This window comes from Bacteroides sp. CAG:633 (assembly GCF_000435115.1).
GTDB lineage: Bacteria > Bacteroidota > Bacteroidia > Bacteroidales > Bacteroidaceae > Bacteroides > Bacteroides ndongoniae.
On the sequence record NZ_FR883019.1, the window covers coordinates 17,586 to 43,263 of the forward strand.

The following is a 25,678-nucleotide window of genomic DNA, read 5'->3' on the forward strand; positions in this document are numbered from 1 at the left end:
ACTTTCAGTCTGATTAGGGTAAATCCAAATAAACCAAGTGGTCAGACATAAATCACTTAAAAAACTGCTGCACCGTCTCAGCCAAATACGTACGGGCATTCATCCATGTATGTCCACCTTCAGTAATCAGACTTTTATAACGAATACCTTTATTGTCAAAATAATCCAGATTCTTTATCACGTCCTGATATAAGAAGTCAGACTTTCCTACACCGAACCATAATAAATTCAACTTCGACTCAGATAAAGAAGGAACCATCAGTTCCTTGAAATAATGGTCCATCACTTGCGGAGTAAGATAAGCACTGTATGATGCCAGCCAGGCAAATTTATCCAAATGAGAAAAAGCGGTAAACAAAGACTGACCTCCTCCTCGGGAGAAACCGGCAATGGCACGTCCTTCCCTATCGGTACGTACACGGAAAGAAGACTCTACAAAAGGAATGACACACTTAACCATCTCCTCCGAAAATACAGTATACATTTCTGCAGCCTCCATCGACGATGGCATAGGAGTGCCGTTCATCATATAGCCATAAGGCATGACTACAATCATCGGTTCGGCCTTTCCCTGCGCTATCAGATTATCCAATATCGTATTTACACGTCCTACTTTAAACCAGGTTTCCTCCGTATCGGTCGTTCCGCTGACTAAATATAATACCGGATATTGTTTTTTTCCAGCTTCATAACCCGCTGGTGTATAAACCAGCAACGGACGGTTCATGCCCAATACATTAGATGAATAAATGCAATATGACACTTTGCCATGAGGCACATCGTTCACCGTATATAATGCTGACGAATCGGGCATTTCGAGCAGACTTGCCTTGAAACGCTCATTCGGAAACAAAAGCATATTGCTTGGGTCGCCCACTTGCACACCATCCACAATAAATGAATACGGATAAATGTCCGGCTTATCAATCTTTACTGTAACGCTCCAAACATCATTCTCACCTTTTGTCAGCGAACGGAGTCCGTCCATAAACTGACCGCTCAACTCGACTCGCTTGGCATGAGCATCCTGAATAGCAAATGTAACTTCACCATTCGGACCAACTTTAGGAGATACCACAGGATTATTCCAAGGGTTGCCCTGTGCCTGCAAAAGCAGGCACCATAGCAAAGCAACACAACTTGTCAATATACATTTATTCATCATTGCTTTTCTCACTTAGTTATTTGGTTATGACCAATCCTCCATTTTCAGGTATTGTGATTTCGACTTCTTGTTTCTTGTTCAACTTAAAGGATTTCACACTACCCTCCAATTTCTTGTCATCACTGTAGCATTGAAGTTCTTCCCCTGCTGTAAACATGGGTAATTTGATTTTCAACTTCAATGTTTCTTTTTGTGCACTGATACCTGCAATATACCACTTATCGGCATGACGACGAGCCAAAACAACATATTTACCAGGATAACCGTCAATGAAACGGACTTCATCCCAGGTAGAAGGCACTTGTTTCATGAAATCAATAGCCCACGCAGGCGCATCGGTCAGATTATTTGGAGCCAAAGCGAAATGCTGTACGGCACTTTGGAACAGAACTGCTGTTGCTAAAGCAAATACATCTGATGTTACACGACGGCTTCCTCTTGGTTCGTTCTTCGCATTATAATATTTGTTCAAAGCACTTCCGCCAAAATCCATGCTACCTACCGTATTGCGGATAAAAGGATGCAAACAGGCATTAAACGCTTCAGCATCGCAACTTCCTTGAGAAAAATGCAAGTTTTCACTCGCCAATACAGCCTCGCTTGCTGCATAATTAGGATACATACGTTCCCAACCACGAGGCAAAGTACAGCCATGGAAAATGACTAACAGACCATAATCGTTTGCATCAGCCAATATATCTTCATAAAGTTGCATCGTGGCTTGTTTATCACCACCAAAGAAATCGACTTTTATACCTCTGATGCCAACTTTCTTCATCCAAGCCATTTCGCGACGACGGGCAATAGCATTATCCATAATGCCACGTGGACTTTGCGGAGCATCGTTCCAATAACCATTTGAATTATACCACAGGTAAAGAGCAACTCCCTTCTTGGCACCATATTTGGCTAATTCTTCAATTCTATCATATCCTATCTGCTTATCCCACAGAGCATCAATCAAAACTGACTGATAACCCATTGCTGCCGAAAAATCGATGTAACGAAGCTGTTCTTCATAGTTGGTGCTTACATCCATACCAATTATCCAACTCCACGAGCCTTTACCATACTCATATTTTTTAGAAGCTTCGTACTTAGGCTTTACCACATCAAAAGCTACAGTAGTCTCTACAATCGGAGCCAACGTCTCTCCTAACGTAATCGTACGCCAGGGAGTTTCGTCTGGTAATGCCATACCCGGATAGACAGAAGCATTTCCATTCATCTCGCCTTCTTGCGGGAAACCTATCGTATAAAGTCCATTCTCCTGACCCAGCAAACGGCAGCCGCAATAGCCACCATCCGTTCCAGTCTCGGAAATCAACACCCAACCGTTTTCATTCAGTCGGAACAGACAAGGGAAGGTATATCCTTCTCCCCAGCCGTTCTTGCCTATCGCATCATCGGGAGTATAACCTGTTTCATAACTTGGAGAAGTCCGTGCAAAACCTCCCATCGGCTTACTCTGCGGACACATAAATGTAGTCGTTCCCTGCGGCATTGTAAAGCCAGTAGCTTCCTTTAATACCACACAACACAAAGTCTGCTTTTGCGGATAGAGTTTATACCTGAAAGCAACATCCCGATTGCTTACCTGAAATATGACATCATAAATTTTCTTTCCATCTTTTGAGAATGTAAAGACTTGACGATTGGCCTGATATTCTACATGACTCTGCTTAATATTCGGCAACTGGTATGTTTCATTCAGAGCCTGATTTTCTGATGCTGAAGACAACTCCATCTGAGACGTATAATTCCCCAGATTTGTCTCTATTCCCAAAGGAGACTTCAGCAAAAAAGGTATGCCATTGTATGTTACACTATAGGATGGAACTCCGCCCTCATCGGACACTGCTACAACTACTTTTCCATCAGGACTGGAAACATTTTTCTCTATGGCAAAGGCCGAGGCCGTCCACAAAAGACAAGAACATAATAAAATTGTACTTTTATTCATTTTTCGTATTTTATATTTAATTGGTTGGTTTAATTACTGCCACAAAACCTCCACGTGCCAAACAGTTCATCTGGTTGGGAAGCTGAGATAAATCTTTCATTTCAGACGATACTTTCCACTGCTGTTCCTTATTACCACTGTCTTGAAACAGAGTAACCTGATACTTACCATTCTTAAGGAATTTCCAATCGAGGTCCAACATTTTTTCCTGATCAGTACCATTCAGCCCTGCAATATACCAAGCATCACCCTTTTGACGAGCCATCACAACATATTCACCGGGATAACCTGAAATCAAATGTGTATCATCCCACACTGTAGGCAGTTGCCCCATAAAATTCTTCACCGATTCAGGTTGTATCAGATAGCTTTCCGGACGATCAGCCCAATGTTGTAAGGCCGATTCGAACACAACCATCAATGCCAGCTCGTGTGCATGTGTCGTAATATGCGGATGCTGTGAATCAGAGAAAGTGCAAGGAGTATAATCCATAGGACCTACCACATTGCGCGTAAACGGTAAAGTAGTGTTATGAGAAGCAGCTTTATTGGTAAGTACAGGAGCATTATTGTACCATTCTGCACCGTAAACAGCTTCTACCGACATTAGGTTAGGATATGTACGCTGCCACCCACGCGGAATTGTTGCACCGTGAAAATTCACAAGCAAATGATGTTTGGCAGCTGCCTCTAACAGATCCAGGCAATAGGCCATTGTTTCTTCCGTATCACCCGCAAAAAAATCGATTTTTACTCCTGCCACCTTATTTTCTTCCAGCCAAGCAAATTCTTTTTCACGATTTTCCGGAGAATTCAACTTAAACAGTGGACCGGCTGCACCGTTGTTTATCCAAGCCGTAGAAGAATTATACCACAAAAGAGTACGCACACCACGTTGCTCTGCATACTTCAATGCATCTTGAATTGTGCCACCATTTTCCATCACATCCCATTCCCAGTCAATCAATACATAAGGCCATTTTAACTCAGCAGCCATATCAATGTATTTTTTCACTATCTGAAAATCCTTGGATCCGTGATTATAGGCCCAATATATCCATGAGACATTCCCTGGATGAATCCAGTCAGTATCTTCCAAAGTACAAGGAGCACTCACGTCAGTGACCAGAGTAGATTCAACAACATCAGCCAGCGATCCGATGATCATCACACGCCATGGTGAAATCCAATTTCCAGTAATTGGCTTTGTATTCTCAGCAGGACATACCTTATAATCAGTAAAAAGTTGTTCATTTTTCAAAGAAGAGGCGCTATTTTGTCGGCCAATACCAGCCTCTGAAATCAAGGTCCAAACATCATCGGCCGTTTGAATCAATGCCGGATATCCCCAATGATGATTGGAATTCTCGCCTGTTGTAGTCATTGGAAAAAAATCCTCATACCCAGAGTTATATTTTTGCATCCAACGTTTTGTTCCCTCAGTAATACGATAGGTAGTAAGTTCCTCGGAAAGAACCGCCTGATTAAGTTTGGGTAACTCATACCTGAAAGCAATACCATCATTATAAAGACGGAAGTTCAATCTCAGTTCACGGCGAAGAGAATCAGTAAACAAATATACATATTCAAATCCTTCATTGAAACAGTGCTTGCGCTTTCCTGTTAGCATTGTATAATTTTCCTTTACAAGGCGGGGTTGACTAACACTTTTCAGTATCAACCCACGTCCTCCTCCATCCTGCGTATACATGCCGATAACAGGTATAGACAATATTTCATGTTGCCCCTTCGCATCCATGTAATTCACATCAAAAGAAAGATGGTTTTCTGCACTTGTTGTATACTTTAATTGTATCTTTCCATTAGGAGAAGAGATGGAACGGGTTTGCTCAACATACTTCATTGTACCGTCTTCATTGTAAAAGAGCTCATCCACACAAACTGAACGGCGTCCGATAGCTCCTTTATGACCATCAATAGTAAGCACAGCATTATGATAAAACAAATACCACTTGTCTTTAAACTCAGCAATACCCGGGTGAATAGTAAAACTGTTTTCTGCCATACCTGTAAGTTCACCTTGATACTCCCACGGTCCCTCCATACTTTTCGATGTAGCATAAGATATATTTTCACGCCCTTTCCCCATGGAAGCATAAGTCAGATAATAGATACCATTACGTTCGTGAAGCCAAGGACCTTCTACATACTTGGGCAAATCAATAACTTTAATCTCGCCATCCAGTTCAATCATATTCGGCTTCAGTTTAGCCATAAAACATGTACCATTTCCCCAGCACAACCAAGCCTGTCCGTTCTTTTCAATCAGCACGGTCGGATCAATATCATTCCACCAGCCACGTGCTCCGTTGGACGTCATATCATCACTTACCAATGGCTTTCCTATAGCATCTACAAACGGACCAACAGGCGTATCAGCAACAGCCACGCCAACCGCTTTTCCTGTATATTTTCCTCCTCCTTGAACTGTCGTATAATAATAAAATTTGCCATCTTTTTCAACAACCTGTGAAGCCCAGGCCTCACCCACTGCCCACTTAAAGTCGGTCGGACGCAATACAGAACCATGATCGGTCCACGTCTTCATATCCTCCGTAGAATAACAAAGCCATTCCGTTATATTAAACTCCTTTCCGCCCGATGCCGTATCCTGACCATCATAGTACTCATCATGACCGACATATAAATATAATTTGCCATCATGCACCAACGGAGCTGGATCGGCTGTAAACTTATCTGTTATTAACGGATTTCCTTCATAAACAAATGTGCGTTGGGCATAAGCTGAAAAAACAGCACACATACCAACCAAACACATTAATAATATTTTCTTCGCATTCATAACTTAAATATTAATGTTTTTCTCATATTAACTATAAGATTACTATCATTCTTGGGGAAAAATAATCTGATACTTGCCACTTAAATGCATAAATGCAAACAAACGTAATAACCCATCGTAATAAGCATCGAAGTATCCATCATCATAGGGTACATGTTCTGCATTCCACAGCCGATCAATAAAATCACAGATTTTACTATGAGTACAAACTAATGAAACTGCCGCCGATGTAGCAACCAAACCTAACGAATGACGGAGCTTCTTATATCCTCCTGCACCAAGAATCTCATTTACCTGGGTACCATCAACATTATACTGGTCAACAAAAGTATCAATCCCTTCGGCATACAAGAAGTTCTGAATTCTATTCCCATAGGATTGTTGCCATTCCTTATCGGCACATACCCATGAATAGTCCAAAGCAATATTCATAGGAACACGCCATGAATCAAAACGGAAAGCATCACCTATGATTCTGTTACTGCCAAGTAAAGTTCCATCATAATTGCAATAATCCGGATTCAAGCCTGTAATAGGATGGATGCACTTCCGTAAATATGCACGGCTCTTTTCGGCACATTCACGCCAGAAACTGCTCCGTCCATCTTCTGCCCAACGCGCCCAGACCTCATAAAAAGCCGGAACATGATAAGATGGGTCGGTAAAGCTCCCACCCCATGGATCAGGTGTAAAAGTTATCAGCTGATGTTGCAAATTAATCAAGGGCGATACCCGATCCATCCCAGCTTTTTGCATGGAACAGTCTAATATATTCTGAGCCTCGGCCAAGTAATTTATCCCGGTATCATTCCCCCAACGATTGGATGCAAAAATAAGCGAAGTTACATAATATAATTCTCCATCAGAAGCTGGCCCTTGCGCATTGCGTTTCCCGTCAGTCTGACAGCTCCAAGCAAAATAGCCTTTCAACGGGCCATCCTGATGTTGCATGTATTTTTTGCTCCAACGCCACAATCGATCAAAGATGTCTTGTCGGTCAAACTGTACGGCAATCATCATACCATACGACATTCCTTCTGTCCGGACATCATGATTCTTCAGGTCAGATATATAAGCTAATGAATCACCTACCTCAAAATAAATTTTATTCGGACCTGAGAATAAATCATTAAAAACAGAAGTTATCTTTGCATTGATATCTGTTTCCTTATATCCTAATTCAGCAAACAAATTCCGATATTTCCGTGTTGCAAAAGCCCCTTTATCCCAAGGCAAAGCATCAAATCCAAGCCAATCAACTTCCACTTGTCCTCCTTTAAAAAGGCTGCATTGCAAATCGCAAATGCCAGTAGGAGCATTCTTGACTGTTGTCGTAACCTCCATCCAATCAGAGCTTTTAGGTATAGATATTTGTCCTATTCTACTTCCTTCGGATGTACTAAGCAATAAAGTAGCCCCTTTTTCAGATTTAGCACGCACACGTATCGTCGCAACAGGTTCTTTTCCAAAATCTACCCGATTATAACGTATCCAAGCCTTTTTCCGGGTAAAAACACTTTTCCATCCTTCAAACTTATTACTATTATTGATAAATGAAATGGAAACACCCGTAGGACTTATCTGGCTATATCTGTCTATCTGAATTCTCGATCGGGCTTTTGTAATGCCTACACCACGCAAGGTCGGTATTACTTTCTGAATTGTCCCATCAGCATTGAAGGACAAAGAATCAATTCTGACCGAACGATTTTTGTCAAACTCAGGAGAATAATCGTTATGATGATAAAAAAGATACCATTGATCTTTATACTCCACAATAGAATGATGGTTGGTCCAACAGCCTGAAGGAGATTCATCCATAATAATACCTTTGAATTCAAATGGCCCCATAGGGCTGTCTCCCATGGCATAAGCCAGCGTCTCTGTCTTATCCTTCACCCATGGAAAAGTAAAATAATACTTTCCATTTCGTTCAAAAGCAAAAGGACCTTCTTTAAAACCGTCAGGCATTCCCTCTATTTGCATCGGATCCGAAGCCAGTTCTACCATATTTTCTTTCAACTTTGCAACCTGTAATCCTCGTCCTGCCCAATAGATATAACTTTGTCCATCACGATCGACCAAGACGCAAGGATCTATACCATTCACTCCTTCTATCGCACGGCGTTGTGGAACAAACGGTCCATAAGGTTTGTCTGCAATGGCTACCCCTACTGCAAAACCACGTTTTCCTTCTCCTCGCGGAGTAGAAGGAAAATAAAAGTAGTATTTTCCTGCTTTATAAACACAATCGGGAGCCCACATAGAATAGGAATCTGGCTGAACCCACGGAATACGATTTTGAGTCACAATCACTCCATGATCTGTCCAATCGACTAAATCGTCGGACGAATACACATGATAATCGGCCATACAGAACCACTCCTTCAGCCGTTCAATAGGGCTGGGAATATCATGAGAAGGATAAAGATACATTTTACCTTCGAATACCCGTGCTGTAGGATCGGCCGAAAAATGATCTCTGATAATTGGATTTTGTGCCATCATACTACCTGCATAAACAAACAGTAAGAAAACTATTTGATGGATGCCTTTCATATTTATATATTGATGTTTGTGTAAAATATTCATAGTTCTTTCAACACCTGACAGGGCTCTTTCATTCACATAAAAACTGTCAACATTTGCTTCACCTCTATCCAAGCATTATTTTATTCTTGCAAAAGGATTGACTTTTCCTCGTTAAAACATTGACTAAGCCTCTATAATTTTCCGCTTCTCAAGTGACAAGAATACTATCATTGATAATGTAATACTTTAGTATAGAGAATGAAGCAAAATTAAACAAATAACCGGTAATCTACTCTTCAGAGACTATCATTTTTTAAACAAATGAGGCAAAAACTCTTTCAGGCAACGTCTCCAAGTCAACCATTCATGATGAGTGCCTGGTGATTCATAAAAATCTACCTCAATGCCCATTCCTTTCAGTTCGTTAACCATTTTTTCTGTGCCAAAATTCTCTTCCGATCCGCATCCCATAAACATATAATTTACCTGTTTATTGAACTTCTTGGCATCAGCAAATACTCCATTGAAACAAGTTTTCAGATCAACGCCGAAAAGGGCTCCACTAAAAGTACCCAAGTAAGAGAACATATCCAAGTTAGGCAATACGGTATTAAAAGTCTGATGTCCTCCCCAAGACAATCCTGCCATAGCACGATTCTGACGGTCAGATTTAGTACGGAACGTTTTGTCAACCATCGGTATTAAGTCTTTCAGAATCACATCATAGAACGAAGCTCCATAAAGGTTACGTTCATTATTCACATTTTTACCTCGCCGAGGTACAAAAGGAGCCTTAACATCACCACTCTCCATCACTACAATCATAGGTACACATTTACCACTGGCTATCAGATTGTCCATAATGAATTGCATACGGCCTTGTGTACTCCATCCTGTTTCATCTTCACCCATTCCATGTTGCAAATAAAGAACAGGATAACGTTTCTTTCCTGAAGTCTCATATTCGGCTGGCGTATAGACCATGGCACGACGGAAGGATTTCTGACTTTCTGCATAATAAGAAACCGAACGAACCTGCCCCTGAGGTACTCCTTGTTGCGGACGATAATAATTGCCTTCTTCACCTTCGGGCACTTCGATACCGCTTGATTCACGACAACAACCAAAGAATGTTTCACTTGACGGATCGCAAACCTGCACGCCATCTACAATAAGGAAATAATAATGAAAACCTACTACCAACGGATCGGTAGTCGCCGTCCAGAAGCCTTTGGCATCTTTTTGCATATCATATTTCTTACCACAGATATCGACCTGCATCCTACTACAGGCTGGAGCATAAAAGCGGAAATGGGCACGACGTTCATTATCAAGACGAGGATACTCATAACCTGGCACATTGGTAACAGCCGCTTGCGTATCTTTCATTATATCTTGTGCCTCTTCATCCGAGAATTGCCACCAATCAAAATTGAAGAGCTTGCAACCTTTCCGGCCTTTAAACACAAAATATACATCATGTAAGCCTGTTGCCTGTTTTTGCAAAGAAGCCTCAACTGTCATCCAACGCTCCCAACCTCCCGTATGAGGTACTTTTATTTCTGTGATCTGTTCCCCACGAATACTATCCAAATGAACCTCCAATGTTCCACCACGCAACGCACTGCTAATAGAAGCAATAAACCGACGAGGTGATTGATTGCCGAAATCGACCTCACGCACTTTTATATAATCACCGTTATGAATTTCCGAAACATATACCCCATTATCACCATTCGGCTCTGTTTTCAACCCTTCACTGAAAGCAATCGTTTCCGCCTCAACACGTTGACGAGGATTCAAAGTTCCAACAGGCTTCACTCCTTCTTTTGTGGCGTTAATAATAGGGAATGTTCCATCGTCGTTAAATGTAAATTGTTCTACCGCAGCACTTCGACCAAAGCCTCCCCCACCTGGCAATTTACCTGTATGATAGAAGAAGTACGAATTGCCTTTATAATCAATAATACCGCAATGGTTCGTAAAAGAGCCTGTATCCTGTAAAGGCATTATCTCACCCATATATTTCCAAGGCCCCAACGGTGCATCTGCCATAGAATATGCAATATGTTCTGGTACCCCACCTGCCGCATAAAGCAGATAATATTTTCCGTTGCGCTTATGCAACCAAGGACCTTCGGTATAGATATCTTTATATTTCTGTCCTTTTACCCTTTTTTCAGGATTAGGAGCACCAAAACTTTCAACAGTTTGTTCTATTTTACCGACTTCACCCTTTATGGAGATCATGTCATCATTCAACTTTGCGTAGTAAACATTAGGATTTCCCCAATAAAGATAAGCCTGTCCATCATCATCAATCCAAACAGTAGGATCTATGTAATCCCAACTGCCATCACAAAGCGGTTTCCCAATTGCATCTTTAAAAGGACCAGTAGGACTATCACCAACAGCCACCCCAATAGCCATCGCATTGGTCAACTTGGAATGAAGGCAAACATACCAATAGAACTTTCCATTACGTTCTATACATTGCGCAGCCCAAGCCCGATCATCTGCCCATTCAAACGATTCAATCGCAAGAAGGGATCCGTGGTCAGTCCAATTCACCATATCGGTAGTAGAATAAACCCGCCATTCCTGCATCCAGAAAAAGTCGGCACGATCTTCATCATGTCCGGTATAAACATAAAGAGTACCATCATGTACCATAGGAGCCGGATCGGTCGTATAGCACGTCTGTACTATCGGGTTTTGTGCTGCAAGAGGACACAAGACTGCCGCACACGCACAAGCAACAGCCGTAAATAATAATTTCTTTTTCATGGTATTCACTTCAATATTTATTATATATTTTTTTCCTATAAAACAGTTCTTCCGACTTTCAACCTTTTCGTCTTGAAGGCAATTACAAAGTAAAGCAACTTCGAGCAATTAACCCAAGAAGAATGTTACAAATACATTCGTTCATGTTACATCATGGGCAAAAAATGCATTTTTTTCGTATTAAAAGGGACTCTTCTTCTTCAAAAACATAAAATTGGACTTCAGAACTCAAAATAAACATTGATGAAGTAAAAAAGAAAAAGCTCGGCAAGATTCTATTTTTTTCCTGCCGAGCTATTATTAATAAGTTGCACTTTCTTCCGTCTTTTTCACACTTCCATCACTATCTATAACAGTCCAAGTGAACACGGTTCCATCTTTTCTGTCCGGGCAACAGCCTGTCCAATCAGCGCCATAAGGTTCACCAGTTACAGGATCAATGCCAATATAACGGTTCGTGCTCAAGGATAAGAGCATACATTGTCCACGAAGCATATCTTGCCATAAAAAGAGACTTGCATCACTCTCCTTTTCCATCATACGCACATCCGCTGACAATCCTGCCCCTACAACAGTCAGGAATCCTGTTCCATTCATTGCTTCTAAAGCAATACGACCTTTACCGCGATCATGCACCTTGAAAAAACATCCTCCATTCTGGTATTCACGGCTACCTTTACCTGCAGAATGAAGCATCCCATGCGGATTAGCCCAAGCATAAGTACCATTAGACAAATTGCACAAACTTATAACTTTCCCTATTGGCAAGTTAGAAGTTCGATTTGCCATTGGTTCGTCAACTACAAAATTATCAAAACAAGCATATCCTCCCTCTCTTTCCTTCTCATTGTATGCAAAAAGAGAATAACGCGATCCTTGGAACGTCTTTAATTGATAAGGGAGCAACACTTCTTCACCAGCCTTTTCATACTCACTTCCATTCAAACTATAATAGAATTGGGCTAAATCAGCATCTAAGTCCACCGTAATTCTCAGATAAACAATTCCTTTGTACACAGGATCCTTCATCCCCATCTGCTTCTGTAATGAAATTGTCTTATTTCCTTGTTGTACCTTCATTACAAGATCCTTTGCTTTTCCTGTACATACAACTCCTAACCACGCATAAGGCATATTTAGCAATCCTAGACCTGCCACATCACCATCTCTCAAACGGGAAGCGTCCAATTCCACTGTAGCGGTAGATATAGGACCGATACAACGTTGTGTCAACGTATTCTTGGCCCAAAGGAAATTTCGTGCAGGCATAATCTGCAAACGTAACTTACCATTTTTCAATGCCCATTTCTTATCTACAGGTTCATGATTCCATTGCCAAATGGGTAAAAGTTCATCATTATCAAAGCTATCACTACGAATATAAGGAGCGTGAGGAAGCGATACAGATTCCACATTCGGTTTAAACCAAGTACGCGGAGTACGTCCTAAATTACCCGGCAATCCAAAATATGGCCAACCATCTGCCCATGTCACGGGCGACAAACAGACCGTTCGCCCCACAGCACGAAAGTCGGTCATAGAAATTCCCCACCATTCACCATTAGGTAAATCAACAATTCCTCCTTGATGCAAAGGCACAGCACTAAAATAATTGCCATCATCACCCGAAACATTAAAATCAAAACCATCTTCCGGCACAGGACTACCTAATCCGACATTATTCACTGAATGCACACGCCGTGTTCCCATTGTTTCTTTAGCACTGATAGTAACCGTTTCGTAGGGTCCCTCAGGCCGATCGGCACGCGCACATTGCATACGTCCAACAGGAGCATAATTTGCACTGATAATATAATACTTACCGTTTATCTTATAAAAATGATGTCCTTCTCCCATGGCATTCCCTGCAGGAATAATCACACGCTCACTACCTTCCACAAAGCCTGTAAGGTCTGGTTTCATTTCAATTAAATGCACTTCATTATACTTATATACAGCATATATTTTTCCATCATCATCAAACAAAACAGAAAGATCATAAATGCGACCGCCTATATTAATATGTTTCCAAGGCCCAGCTGGATTCTCAGCTATAAACACTTGTAGTCCATGCCCATTTATATTACTGAAAACATAAAATTTACCATCATGATAACGGATACAAGGTGCCCATATACCCTGTCCATATGCTTCTTTCCCGTTTTCCAGCTTAAATTCATCCCCCATATTGAAACGGTCAAAACAATAACTCATGAATTTCCAATTAACCAGATCTTTTGAATGCAGAATTACTAAACCTGGAGTAGCGTGCATTGTTGTTCCCGCTAAATAAAAATCATCTCCAACCCTAATTATATCCGGATCAGAGAATTCATCATAAAATAATGGATTCGTATAGGTACCATTTCCATTATCTGCAGTCCACGAAATATTCCCCTCAGTTTCTTGTGCAAAAACAGAAGTAGTCATTACAAACAGACAGATTAAGAATAATGCTTTCATAATATTTATTACGTCCAAATATTGTATTAACCTCAAATTCTTTATCAAATCTCAAAAGACTAGTCTTCTTAATTAAAAAGGTCGAAGCACCTCACACTTTGTGTAAGCCCTCCGACCTTCACTAGTTTAAAAAAGTCTGCTATTCACTTTTCCGTAAGCACACTTTATACTTCATTTCCAAATAGCAAAGTCTATTCGTTTTCGATATTCTTTTTCAGCAGTCTGATATAAAATACTCCACCAGCAACCTGTCCTGGTTTACTACGGAAAGTAACCGTGATCGAAGATTTACCTTCTAACATATTTACCGGTATCGGATATTCTACATTGACCAATTCTTCCCTATTCCATTTACCAACCAAGTTCTCCTCAACCAATAATTCGCCATCAATCAGAATATCAAACGAACGGTTAGAAGTTTCATTTCCCCAATAACGAACCATCAACGAAAGATCTGTCTTACCATCTGTTGCCAGGTTATATTGGAAGTATCCACCATCACGAGCATCACGCCACGGTTCACCTTGGAAGTGACCAGTTTGTGAATTTTCATATTTCATCTTATGATCTACTTCAGGCTGCTGCTCTGCAGTAGCTACGGCATCCACTGTACGTTGGTCAAGCAACAATTTACGTTGTTCTGCTTCACGCTCTGCTTTCTGAAATTCCGCATATTCTGCATCATTCATCGAAAGCCAGTACATCATATAACGGCAATCATGTATACGGAAGAAAGGTTCCAATACCAAATCTGAAAGTTTTTCTCCCTTCAAAGTAAACAAATCGGGAACAGTATAACACATTTTTTTACCTGCTACCGGTTGCATATTTTCCAATTTAGAAAGTACTGTCTTACGATCACCTATGATAAACGGAGTATCAAACACAGAAACCAGCGGACCATGAGCGATGTGCCCCCAGCGATCATCATCTGCAATTAAGCCATCCAAATGTTCAGTGCCCATACGCGCTCCCAACAAAATAGGACCACGCATAATCGCAATATAATTAGACACATTCGGCAACTCTTCTACAGTAACTTTCATCGGAGTGGTTATTTCAATCACATCCCCATCCTTCCATTTTCGGTCTATCTCAATATAACTTGAGGGCTTAGAATCTACCGCATAGTCTTTTCCCCGACAAACGACCTTCATTGCGCCTGCTTCACACCACCAAGGATGCCGAATAAGCAACTTTGCTTTTACTGCTTTCTTCACATGCAATACCAGCCGACTGCTTTCTTCATCTGGGAAAGATGTTTCTTGAGTTAAGGTAATCCCTTTCTCTTTCCAGTTCAATTCAGAAGCAACAAATAGATTCACATACAAATCATCACCATGATGAGTATAAATGAACTCACCATATTTCCCATGATTTTCCATACCCGTACCTACACAACACCACATAGCACTGTTCGGTGCAGAGTAAACACGATAGTGAGCCGGACGTGCAGATGTAAAATACACGTATCCTCCATGTTCAGGATGCTGAGTAGAAAGAATATGATTGAACATTGCTCGCTCGTAGAAATCGGCATAACGAGCTTCCGGATGCATACGGAAAAGACCTTCCGTCAATTTCAGCATATTATTGGTATTACAAGACTCAGGGCCTTCACGATCCTCTACGTAACTTTTACAATCAGTAGCAGCAGGAAAATGTTCACGACGACTATTACCACCCAAAGCTAAAGAACGATTATTCACCACTGTATTCCAAAAGAAGCATGCCGCAGAATCGTAAGTAGATTTATCCTGTTCTCTACCAGCCATATCGCTCAATTCTGCAATACGTTGATATCCTACAACTTTAGGAACTTGGGTATTGGCGTGTTTGTTATCCAGATTGTCCACTCCAGCAACCATACTATCCAACAACCAATGATGAGAGAAACGTTTAGCGGCATCCAAATATTTCAAATCACCGGTCATCTGATAAGCATCAGCATATACTTCATCCATGCCACCAAACTCATTACCCAACATCTGCTCCATTTGTTCTTCATTAAGAGGAGCGATGATCGTCAATCCCCAATCGCAAAGATCTAAAAACATTTGACGTGCTTCTTCGCTTCCTCCATACGACCATGCATCTCTCAAACCAGCATAAATCTTATGCATATTATACCAAGGCACCCAGTACTTCCAAACAATTCCAACGTTGCCTTTCTTTATCTCATTCCAAGCCACCATACCATTAGGCACACCACCAACGTAGCCGTTACCATGTTTTTGTTGACAACGCTTCAGTTCGGCAAGCATATAATCCATACGCTGTTTACATGCTTCATTTCCTGTAGCCGCATAATGAATAGCCAACGCTGACAGGTAATGACCTCCAACATGCCCGTCCAAATCTTTCCAATTCGGAAAACTTTCTCCTTTAGGAGGCAAACCCGCTTCTTTCAAAAAAGGAGCCAGCAAACGGTCTACGTCATACTTCAACAGCACATCTACATTCAAGTCACATGCATGTTTAAACGGGCCGTCCAACAACTTTACCTCTCCTAATGAAAAGGTATTGGAATATAATTTATCCTGAGCAACACTATTCGGCATAATGCCAACAAGACAAAAGGCTGCAATAAAAATCTTATTTTTATTAATCATAATTGAACAAATATAAAAATAACACAACGATGCAAATGTACAAAGAATCGCCTAATATTCATTACATTGCATCATATTCAAAACCTAATAACTTTTACTTCGTAATTGATTTTTCCAACAAATCTTTCACAAAAGGTTTCGGTTGATAGTCACGATCAAAAAGCAACGCATAATCTTTACGTCCACGTACGGGAAATCCATTCTTCCACGAATCTCCGTCACTTACTCCCCATGCTGTAACTCTGCTAATCACATCAGAATGTTTAACAAAAAGATTCATAAACTCAGCCATTCGTTTATTCCACTTTTCAGAAACACTATCAGGCAAAGAAACCGGATAAGGATTTAATGCTTTGCGAAAAGCAACCGTATCAGCAATATTTGCCGTACGATTCACTTCTGGAAGTGCGCTCATATCCCATTCTGTAATCATGACTTTGGCTCCTGTTGAAGCAAAAGCCACGATACTCTGTTCAAAATCAGACAAATCTGGATAGTTCATTCCAACATGTCCTTGCATTCCAATAGCATCTACCCGCAATCCTCTAGCCTTCATATCATTAACCAGCTTAACAACAGCATCGCGTTTCCCTTTAAAATGCATATTATAATCGTTGTAATACAATTCTGCATCTGGATCTGCCTCATGGGCATATTGGAAAGCTAAAGGAATAAATTCTTCTCCCAAAATCTGATAAAATTTACTGTTTCTATAAGAGCCATTCTCCATGATGGCCTCATTCACAACATCCCAACCTTTAATCCGTCCTTTATAACGACCAACAACAGTCATAATATGATCTTTCATACGCTACTTCAAAACTTCTGGAGACACATTATTTCCATCTTTATCTACACAGAACCAAGGTGCCAATTGTGAATGCCATATCAGACAATGACCAGTAACTGTCAATCCATTATCCTCGCCAAATTTAACAAATTCATCAGCCTGACGAAAATTATATCTGTCTTCCTGAGGATGAATGGTCTGGCATTTCATACAATTTTCCGCCACAATAGCATTAAAATGTTTTTTCACTATATTTACTCCATTTGTATCTCGCCCAGAAGACTGAAACGTATTCATGGCTACGCCTATCAGAAATTTATCACCTAAAACAGATTTCAACGTAGGTTCTTCCTTTACAATAGCACGAGATGTGCGGGTAGCACAAGCACATAATGCTGCCCCAGCCATCATAATAAGCAACAAACTCTTTCCTTTCATAAAATTCATCCAATATTATTATTCTTCCAAAGTCACACTATTAATTACTATCGGGCCTTTACCACTCGACCAAAAACCAATGATATACAAATGCGAAGGCTCCAACTTATCTCCGTTACCATCTTTCATATTGTGCAAATCAACCGTAATTTTCCGAGTATTGACAAAATCATAAGCAGCAGGCGAAGCCCAATAAGTATTTTCATCAAACAAACGAAATGACACAGCAAAATTTGGATCTGCATAATCATTTCCCAATTCTACATGTATGCTTTTATATCCCGACAAATCAAGGCCGCTTTTATATTCCCAGCCACCAAATCCCCACTGACCGGTTATCAATACATGTGTATCTTCATCAAATGAGCCAGTACCAAAAATCGACGGATTAAACATCTCCATAGTCAACAAAAATGGATTCAAAACACGGACTTTAAAACTTATCTCCTTAGTTACATCCTTCTGCGAAGTATAAGATGCTATTACCGTAGCCTCACCTTGTTTAAGAGCTGAAATCTTACCTAACTCCCCTACAGTTACTATATCCGGATTATCACAAGTGAATTTTACTTTTTCGGTCACCATCTGGCTACTTCCATCTGCATACACAGCCTTTATGGCTGCATAACAAGCATCTCCCATTCTGATTTCATTCTCTGTATTCACATTAACCAATTCCAGACTTTCCAGATCGCCTTCAGGAATTTCTTCACCAGCATATTCCTTAAACCAATGATATACAGGCCAAGGACATGCTTCCGGATCGTTCAGGAAAGTATAGGCCCCTTCTTCGCCCGGCACATCTTTAAAATCAATCAATAAATGAGAGCCCGCAAAAAGTAACCAACTCACATTTCCACACTTATCAACAATATATTTAAAGTTAGCACCAAACCCATAGCCACCAGCTACACCTGTATAACTTTTACCCCAGGTTGAATCATATTTAGCCGGAGCCCAATCCATTTCAGTCACCATAATAGGTGCTATATTGGCTGCAGGCTGTATTGAATTGTCCCAACCCTGCTGGAACGATTCATAACCACCTCCCCAGGAGCCACCCTGTTCTGCACTTTCCTTTTCGGCATCACTGCCATACCAACCAGGATATACATGAATGGCATAACCTATATTATCCCCTTCAATAGGATTGATGGCATAACCACTATATTGTGACTGATAGCCCAATCCTGGTACCCAAATTATATTCCGAGCCCCATTATCCCGTATCTTGTCGACAATAGCCTGACAGAAAATCTTCATCTGATCATAAAAAATTTGTTCTCCACTTCCACAACGGCTACCATCCGCAGTCATAATATTGATTGGCTCATTAGCCAATTCAAACATGACACCTTTATTATTCTTCAATTTAGGATGCTGAGAAACGATATCCCATACTTTTATCAGGAAGTCATTATAGTCATCTCCTACAGCTATTGTATCCGGAGAAACTCCAGGCGGACGCATTACTACGTATATTCCTCTTTCATTGGCGTATTCAGCCATAGGAACAAACAGTTCATCCAGATACTTACGAAAGCGCGATTCCGAAAAACGTTCATGACCTTCATAACGAACAGACGGCAGTGCAGGATCATCACTCCAATACGGGTCCAAATGCATACGCACAAAGTTCACCCTCCATCCTGCACTCAACATTCCGTCTATCTGTTTTTTATTATGACGCATACATCCGTCTACATCATAATCTCCCCATGTGTTCTGATTAAAGAATGGGCTAAAAGTCATTGCAAATCCATGCAGATTAACAATATCACCCTCTTCATTTCTCAAATAACGTCCAACGACCGAAAGTTTAGGCATATTACCTATATCCGGAGTATCTCCCGGCTTTTCTTCTGGTGTTTCAACGTCTGACTCTCCCGATTCTTCTGGCATTTTGTCATCCGAACATGATGACACAACAAACAATGCCAAAAACAGAAATAAATTCCATAGTGTTTTCATATGCAAAAATGTGTGTGTTTAATGATATTAGTGATGAAGCAAAAATAGCCTCTCTATTCCAAATACACCTTATGTTTATGTTACATAAACTTTCGCTTACGTAACATCACGCGTTTAATTTTGTTAATTACACATGAAAAACAAGCCCGAATTGGAATTTTATCCTCAAAATCTTAAATTCCTACCAAATATCCGTCCGAAATGGTGATGCCAACAAACCATCCTTATTACACAAATTCGCATCCGACGGATTGTCACTCCATGCATAACGAACAGCTACGGGATGTTCTATTTCCGAGCTACTAACAACTACTTTATTTCCTTTTATCACAGCATCAGCCCAAACAAATTTCCGATCTTCACCAGCTATCGCAAAATGTTTCAAAGCACCACCACGAGACTTCAGGCCACGTCCTTGCGTGTCGAAAGTAAGTATTATACGGTTGCCCTCTATCTTCATATCTTTATAAACAGGGCCTTGACAAACCAATTTTTCCCCATAAGCCAACTTTTTCGCTCCCAAGAATAATCTTTTTGCCACACTTTTTTTATCCAAAGGATGAATGTCATTCCACTCACCGACATCATAAGTTACAGCCAATGATGTATTAGGAATTGTCAATGCAGCCTTCAGTTGCGCTTCACGCAATCGAGCCCATCCGCTATCCGTCGGTTTATCATGTTTCTTCATATAATTAGGAAGCTGAACCAAAAAGAATGGCATATCAGGCATATTCCACAATTCACGCCAATTCTCTACCAACCCTTTCAACATCGGATAATACTCATCAGGACGTCCCGTATTGCTTTCACCTTGATACCATACTGCTCCACGAACTTTCCAATGACGAATCGGATAAATCATTCCATTATAAAGTCCAGAACCGGCTTGACGCAGATTTTTCAATCGGTCAGCATATTTATCCGCTTCACGTTTATCATAACCGACTGCATATTTCCACTCACCTTCCAGATTTACTTCATCTGCATCTCCTTTCAACAAATAGGGTTTGTCCGGTACAATCTCACCGTATCCGTTTACTGCTTCCAGTCTTAAAGTTATATTATTCACCCCCTCAACCAACACACCGGCAGGAACATCATATTTACGAGGAGGACCAAAGTAGGTTGTATGGCCAACCAGGCATCCATTCACATATACCCTGTCGTCATCCGCCATGCGTCCCATATACAGTTTAGCATGACGCCCTACCATGGAAGCCGGACATACAAAACTTTTCCTGTACCAGATAGCCCCTTTCGTCTGAATACCTTTTTCAGCCCATGTACTCGGTACATCTATCGTCTGCCAATCCGAATCATTCCAATCTTTCTTGTACCACAAGCCTTCACCTTTATCCTGACGAGCCTGTTTTACAGCTTCAAAAGCCTCTTGATCAACGACATAACGAGGCACTTCTTTCAGATGTTCCTGACTGACCCACGACTGTATGGACGATCCTCCAAGGCTTGAAACTATCACTCCAACGGGAAGACCTGTATAGTTATACGTTTCTACTGCAAAAAAATAGGCCAACGAAGTCCAATTCATCACTTCCGACGAAGTAGCCGAATGCCATACGGCATCACCAGCAATCTCTTCCTTCAACTCTTCTTTTGAATCTTGTGTAGGAACCTTATAATGACGAATCATGTGATTATTGGACACTGGTATCTCCGGGAATTTTTCAACCAGCCGATGAATAGGCGTTTCCTGATTGGATTGTCCAGACATCAGCCACACATCACCGACCAATACATCACGTATCGTCAACTCATTTACTTCCATAATGAAAGGACCGCCAGCCGTCTGAGCCGGCAACATCACCTGCCAGTTGCCTTTATCATCAGCTTCCGTATTATAAAAACTACCTCTAAAGCGTACTGTTACTTTTTCAGCAGGATCAGCCCATCCCCAGATTTTCAGTTCCGTATCACGCTGAAGCACCATCCGGTCACTGACAAGTTTTGGCAAACGTATTTTAGCCGCCAAAGGTTGTGCCGACAAAAGCACCAATAAACTATATATAATGTATGATAATCGTTTCATTTTAATTCTATTATATGAATCTGGAAAATAATTCTAAAACTCAAAAAACTTTCATTACCCAGCTCAACCGGATATTATTTTCCATAACTTCTTGGACCAACATAGGTCTTCTTCAGACCTCCCCAGTCAACAACAACCCGTTGCACAATCATACCGGGATCTCCACATATCAAAGCCAATGTATGCTTTTCTTTCATCGGATCTATCGGGAAGAGTGCTTTAAAAACAGCACCGTTTTGCAAAACTTGTGTCTTCCACTCCGGCGAATATTCTTTTGGAAGATTTTCACCAATAGCTACTTCCGACTGATCTACGGAAACACCGAAACGCGTACTACGCCCTTCGTATATCGGGAAAAATGGCAATGTATATACCGTTACCTCCACACTGTCTGCATCTATTTTGCCTAATTCATATTCAAAACGGGGTGCATCCTTGGCTCTCGGATCAACAACCGGTTGTGTAGCCTCACCCAGCTGAATGCAACGCCAATCATAGCCCAATCCCTCAAGCAATTGTAAGGAATGAATAGCAGATTCTGTTTTACTTGTATAATCAGCCAAATCGAGCACCGCACAACCTTGCAATACATCCTCATTGGGTAATGGATTAATATCAACCTCTTGTGCAACCACTCCTTCGGTAAAAGTAACATCAGGCATATTCTGATATTTGGCACACCATCCCGGAGCCAGTTCCATCATATAATTCCATTTACCATCCAACAAACTATTATAGCAATCGTTCAATGCCTGGATACTGTCAAAAGCTAATTCTGATTCACGGGCAGCCCAATTAGCGCCAGCCACATCATTCTGTTTCAGCAATTCATGATTCAGTTGCGCCATCAGGAATTTACGGTTCATCTGATACGAAGCCATAGCCGGATAAGCCACCATCTCGTAAAAAGCCGGACGATATGCCTTGGGCATCACGTCAAGCAATCTTTTTGCTTTATCCGATAACAGCCGATAATCAGCCAGACGTCCTCGTGCATCATTATAATTGGCAAACGAATATTCCGTATCGCTCAGTTTTTCTAAATGAGGCGCATCCCACTCTCTCTCCCATCCCATAAACTCAGGCTTACGACTCCAAGCCAAACGGTAATAATCATCAAGCAAAGTCTGGAACTCGCCTCGGAAAGTCAGTCCAAATACACCAGCCAGATAATCAGCCTGATGACGGTTCACATTCTGATAATCAAAACGATCAAAATCCCAAGCCATATCAAAGAATGTCGTTACAGCCAACTCCATCGGCTTGATGTCTCCTACATTAAGCAACCAATATCGGTCGGCCCCCGTATCGTAAGCCTTCTTCAACTCTTCGTACATCAACACGGGAGGAGTTGTATTAAGCCACAAATAATCATGAGGAGCTCCCAGATAAGATGTGTGATAATATACCCCTGCACGTCCTGTACGCTTTTGTTCATCCGGATTGCTTAAGCGCTTTAAATAACCATAGTTATCATCCACCCAAACCAAAGTAACTTCGTCCGGAACTTTCAGACCCGCTTCGTACAACTCCAATGCCTCTTTGTAAGGTACAAATATCTGTGGAACCTCTTCAAGTGGTTTATCAATGTATTTCTTTAAAATCTTGCGCTGGTCTGTGATGGCTTGCGACAACATTTCGACTTTTTCTTCTTCACTCATGTCGCCACGCATTCCCTCGTCGTGCAATCCGCGCATGGCTAACGTATATACGTTTTCATAAGGGGCAGCCTCTTTTACACGGTTATCCAGCTTTTTCAATATAGTCTTCCGGTTGGTCTTATAATTCCATTCACCATCACGTCCCTTATTCCACTCCCATGTCGAAGCATTATTGAACAGCAAAGGTTCGCAATGCGACGTAGTAATAAGAATGCCGTATTCATCAGCCACCTTCTTACTGTCCGGATGAGAATAAAAAGCCCCTGTACAGGTATGCATAGCCGGAGCTAACATATTTCCTTTCAGACGAAGAATCAGTTCGCATACCTTCGCATATGTCTTAGGACCTATATCGTTCAGTTCCTTTTCGAAGTTCTTGGAAGCCCAAGGTTTCATGCCCCAATCTTCATCATTGATAAAAATGCCACGATACTTTATCGATGGTGTGTCAGATACATAGTTTGCCTCTACAAAAACGGCGTCCCTATGTACTACTGGCACATCGGCCCACCAATACCAGGGCGAAACACCAATAGCCTCGCTGATAGAGAAAACACCATAAGCAGTTCCACGACGATCGCTACCAGCCACTACTATAGCACGTTTCACTCCGTCAAACGGATGCTCAATAGTACGAACGATAAAACGTTCCCAACCTCCCTGAATAGTTGAGATATCCAGTTTCCCTTCTTCTACCAACCAGTCTATCCAACGACTATGTCCAATAGTACCTACAATTACAGCTTCTCCATTCTGCAATGCTGTAGTTTGCGCCACAATCGAATTTCCTGTCACCCGTTCAATATCTGCCGCAAGCAGACAGGCAGCTTTTTTAGCAACCTCCCAATCATCGGCATCATATAAGATTGCAGCTTTAGTCAGTTCTACTTTATTAATGCCACCCTCGTAACTCACCGTCACAACATCAGTAGCATAAAGCGACGTCGTTAGCAGCAACAATAAAGACATTAAAATTTGTTTCATATTCATTCTATTCATTTTATTATCCTATATTCAAATACTTAATCAGCTACACGGCCTTGTACCCTGACTTCTGCCAATCGAGGCCAAATACTTCCTTCATCCATACTGAAAGAAAAACGTACAAAACGCATCTTCAATGGCTGTTCAAAAGAAAGCCTTACATCTTGTTTCTCACCTGTAGTTGTACTATAATCACCCACAAGCTGCCACGTTTCTTTATCGGCAGAAATTTCTATTTTAAAACGGCAGTTTACTTTTTCTGCAAACCGGGCCGTTATAGTATGCAGCCAAAGTCCTCTTTCTGTATCCAATATCCAATAAGCCGAGTTTTCCTCTGCCGCTGGTTGCCAATAACTTTCTTCATCACCATCAGCAGCCAGTCCCGGTGAATGCCCTTTCTGCGAACTTGAAGCAAACGTCGGATTATTCAGACCATAAGTTTGCATTTCGCCACCTTCAATACCTTTTATATAACGTATGTAAGGACGGTCCACAACCTCTGGACTAACCCCTTCCTGATATGCCTGTTCACCCTCAAAGCGTAATGTCAAGCGAGCAGAAGACAGTCCGGGCGATGAAGCTTCCACCACTGTATTTCCGGCATAATAAGACCGAAAAGCAATGGCGGCCTTACCATCCTGAATGCGAATATCACTGTCCGGGCGGAAAGTAATAGACTTTCCGGTAGGAAACTCACCAGGTCCGGACACTACTCGCAATGTCACTGTCGGTGTATTGCTCAATTCCCGGCCATCGGCATCTGTTACCACTACAATCAGTTGTGTGTCGTCTGTTCCATCTGTTGCAATATCGTCCGTTTTCGAAGCTTTCAGCAGCAAGCGGGCGGCCTCCCCTTCGGCAGGCCACTCAGGTGGAGCCACCTTGGTATAAGCAGTCCGATACCAGTACCAGGAACGTTTCGGTAAACGGAAATAATCTACAATACCCATCTTAGCCATATCGCTACCAAATATGCTGCCATGATCGAAACCACACCAGATTGCCTGACCGCTTCTCCAAGTACGTCCTTTCCAACTATCATCACGTGCCAGATCTCCCCAACCGGGTATATATTGTCCCGGACGGTCTGCTGTCGTGCTACCATATTCAGTAACTACCGAAGGCACAGGCGGCTGCTGGAAATCAGGGATATTAGCTCCATCGCCGTTATAGCCAGCTACGTCACCAATCAAATCGATACGTTCCTCTCCCAACGGACGTTGTACTCCACCAACCGCAGCCTTACGGGTATCATCCAGCATGTGAGTTTTTTCAACCATCCGCTTTAACAATCTTTTCACCCCCGGCATGGTCTGTCCATCGGTAAAGAAAGGTTCGTTACACATACTCCAGACAAACACCGACGGATGGTTGCGATGAATGCGTATCATTTCTTCCAGCTGACGCAATACATCAGCCTCGAACGCCGCCGTATCGG

At 41.5% G+C, this 25,678-nt stretch carries 11 protein-coding genes and 2 pseudogenes; all 13 read right to left on the reverse strand.

Annotated features, from left to right (window positions below):
- Positions 1 to 52: 52 nt before the first annotated feature.
- Complete coding sequence (locus QVP67_RS03625) at positions 53 to 1,165, reverse strand: esterase (RefSeq protein WP_022162192.1); 1,113 nt, start codon at positions 1,163 to 1,165, stop codon at positions 53 to 55.
- Positions 1,166 to 1,181: 16 nt separating this feature from the next.
- Positions 1,182 to 3,128, reverse strand: a complete 1,947-nt coding sequence (locus QVP67_RS03630) for a glycoside hydrolase family 97 protein (protein ID WP_022162193.1) — start codon at positions 3,126 to 3,128, stop codon at positions 1,182 to 1,184.
- A gap of 16 nt (positions 3,129 to 3,144) precedes the next feature.
- Positions 3,145 to 4,245, reverse strand: a complete 1,101-nt coding sequence (locus QVP67_RS03635; protein ID WP_288179875.1) for a glycoside hydrolase family 97 catalytic domain-containing protein — start codon at positions 4,243 to 4,245, stop codon at positions 3,145 to 3,147.
- Positions 4,246 to 5,928 (reverse strand): annotated as a pseudogene (locus tag QVP67_RS03640) (glycoside hydrolase family 97 N-terminal domain-containing protein); the annotation flags it as partial.
- Between the two features lie 69 nt (positions 5,929 to 5,997).
- Positions 5,998 to 8,511, reverse strand: coding sequence for a glycosyl hydrolase family 8 (locus QVP67_RS03645; RefSeq protein ID WP_022162195.1), 2,514 nt, complete (start codon positions 8,509 to 8,511; stop codon positions 5,998 to 6,000).
- 279 nt (positions 8,512 to 8,790) lie between these two features.
- On the reverse strand, positions 8,791 to 11,271 hold the full coding sequence (locus tag QVP67_RS03650; RefSeq protein ID WP_288179869.1) for a family 43 glycosylhydrolase: 2,481 nt from the start codon (positions 11,269 to 11,271) through the stop codon (positions 8,791 to 8,793).
- A gap of 300 nt (positions 11,272 to 11,571) precedes the next feature.
- Positions 11,572 to 13,734: a glycoside hydrolase family 43 protein gene (locus QVP67_RS03655; protein ID WP_288179870.1), complete on the reverse strand. Its 2,163-nt coding sequence runs from the start codon at positions 13,732 to 13,734 to the stop codon at positions 11,572 to 11,574.
- A 191-nt stretch (positions 13,735 to 13,925) separates the two neighbouring features.
- Positions 13,926 to 16,346: a glycoside hydrolase family 127 protein gene (locus QVP67_RS03660; protein WP_022162198.1), complete on the reverse strand. Its 2,421-nt coding sequence runs from the start codon at positions 16,344 to 16,346 to the stop codon at positions 13,926 to 13,928.
- A 94-nt stretch (positions 16,347 to 16,440) separates the two neighbouring features.
- Positions 16,441 to 17,574, reverse strand: a pseudogene (locus QVP67_RS03665) (endo-1,4-beta-xylanase).
- An 18-nt stretch (positions 17,575 to 17,592) separates the two neighbouring features.
- Positions 17,593 to 19,545: a glycoside hydrolase family 5 protein gene (locus QVP67_RS03670; protein ID WP_288179871.1), complete on the reverse strand. Its 1,953-nt coding sequence runs from the start codon at positions 19,543 to 19,545 to the stop codon at positions 17,593 to 17,595.
- Between the two features lie 181 nt (positions 19,546 to 19,726).
- Positions 19,727 to 21,595, reverse strand: a complete 1,869-nt coding sequence (locus tag QVP67_RS03675; RefSeq protein WP_022162203.1) for a sialate O-acetylesterase — start codon at positions 21,593 to 21,595, stop codon at positions 19,727 to 19,729.
- A gap of 74 nt (positions 21,596 to 21,669) precedes the next feature.
- Positions 21,670 to 24,240 (reverse strand): glycosyl hydrolase 115 family protein, encoded by a 2,571-nt coding sequence (locus tag QVP67_RS03680; protein WP_022162204.1) that lies wholly within the window; start codon positions 24,238 to 24,240, stop codon positions 21,670 to 21,672.
- Positions 24,241 to 24,278: 38 nt separating this feature from the next.
- Positions 24,279 to 25,678: discoidin domain-containing protein (locus QVP67_RS03685; RefSeq protein WP_288179872.1), on the reverse strand; the 1,400-nt coding region annotated here is incomplete at its 5' end.

Excerpts from the sequence above, each read along its gene's own strand:
- QVP67_RS03625 (WP_022162192.1), bottom strand. The coding sequence starts at position 1,165 with ATGATGAATAAATGTATATTGACAAGTTGTGTTGCTTTGCTATGGTGC.
- QVP67_RS03630 (WP_022162193.1), bottom strand. The coding sequence starts at position 3,128 with ATGAATAAAAGTACAATTTTATTATGTTCTTGTCTTTTGTGGACGGCC.
- QVP67_RS03645 (WP_022162195.1), bottom strand. The coding sequence starts at position 8,511 with ATGAAAGGCATCCATCAAATAGTTTTCTTACTGTTTGTTTATGCAGGT.
- QVP67_RS03650 (WP_288179869.1), bottom strand. The coding sequence starts at position 11,271 with ATGAAAAAGAAATTATTATTTACGGCTGTTGCTTGTGCGTGTGCGGCA.
- QVP67_RS03655 (WP_288179870.1), bottom strand. The coding sequence starts at position 13,734 with ATGAAAGCATTATTCTTAATCTGTCTGTTTGTAATGACTACTTCTGTT.
- QVP67_RS03660 (WP_022162198.1), bottom strand. The coding sequence starts at position 16,346 with ATGATTAATAAAAATAAGATTTTTATTGCAGCCTTTTGTCTTGTTGGC.
- QVP67_RS03670 (WP_288179871.1), bottom strand. The coding sequence starts at position 19,545 with ATGAAAACACTATGGAATTTATTTCTGTTTTTGGCATTGTTTGTTGTG.
- QVP67_RS03675 (WP_022162203.1), bottom strand. The coding sequence starts at position 21,595 with ATGAAACGATTATCATACATTATATATAGTTTATTGGTGCTTTTGTCG.
- QVP67_RS03680 (WP_022162204.1), bottom strand. The coding sequence starts at position 24,240 with ATGAAACAAATTTTAATGTCTTTATTGTTGCTGCTAACGACGTCGCTT.